A 1140-nucleotide genomic window follows, 5' to 3' on the forward strand; every position below is an offset into this window, starting at 1 on the left:
TTAACCTTACGCATTCTTCCCTCTATCTCTAATAACGCTGAAGCAATCCATCGATAGCGTTGTGTAGATGTTTTCCAATTTTTCACTTTTCCAATATATTTATTTAATTGGGAATTCAAATTTTCAATACAATTTGTTGTAGAAAAACTTCTACTAAAAAGCTCATGCAATTCCAAACGATGTAAAGTCAAGGTCTCTTCTAAACCTTCTTCCAATGAACGAGAAGCGCTCAAATTCTTTTTTGCCAAATCACGTTGTATTGTTAAAAGTTGTTGTTTTGCTTCTGCATAACTCTCGCAATTATAGGCTTTGTTCAGGCGTTTTCTATAGGTCTTCTGATCTTGTTCATTTAGGTAGCTTACTACATTTTCTCTTTTATGCCATTGGCATCGTTGAATCAAAACATAATCGCCAAAAACCATTTCCACGGCTTTGCGGATCCCTTTGGAACCATCAATCACACATAATAATCCGGTTTGATAATTTAAACCTCGTTCGATCAACTCATTCAGTAACTCTTTGATCGAATCGGCATTCTCTGTATGGCTCTGTATAAATCCAATCGGAAGCTTGTCGCCGGATTCGGTAACGCCCAACACAATGATGATTTGCTCTTTGGCTAACCTCTTACCGTCAATAAATAACGCTACGAACTGGTAAGGATGTAATGACCTCTTTTCGAATTCCTTTAGCTTTTCACTGCTTTGTTCAACAAATTGACGGCTAACAGTGGAGGCGCTTAAACCAAAACTATCCAATAATGTCTCGATTACTTGGCCATAATCTTGCATACTCAAACCACATAAAATGGCTTTGGACAATTGATCTGTTGGCTCTTTTAATTCTTGTAACTTGCGATAATTCTCTAAAGATATATGACTACCTGTAACCTTATCATAGACTCTTGGTACATCTATTTTTATCCGTTGATTCCCAGACTTAACACTGCCGGGATTGGTGCCCCAGCGACTGTATCTATTTTCATAGGGCCTGGTATGTTTATAGCGTTGTCCACATAATGATTCGACTTCCTCGTCCAATATCTCATTGATTAAAAACCTGACCAATTCAAAATGATGTTGTAGTAAGGAAAGTTTCATATCCAATGGCTGTTCAAATAACCAACTTAATTTCTTGCGT

Annotated in this window: 1 protein-coding gene; it reads right to left on the reverse strand. The window is 37.2% G+C overall.

Annotation, left to right across the window (positions count from 1 at the left end):
* A partial coding sequence (locus tag AB1414_21270) for a transposase (protein MEW6609942.1) occupies positions 1 to 1100 on the reverse strand: 1100 nt, incomplete at its 3' end.
* Between the last annotated feature and the right edge of the window lie 40 nt (positions 1101 to 1140).

Source organism: bacterium, assembly GCA_040755795.1.
Taxonomy (GTDB): domain Bacteria; phylum UBA9089; class CG2-30-40-21; order CG2-30-40-21; family SBAY01; genus JBFLXS01.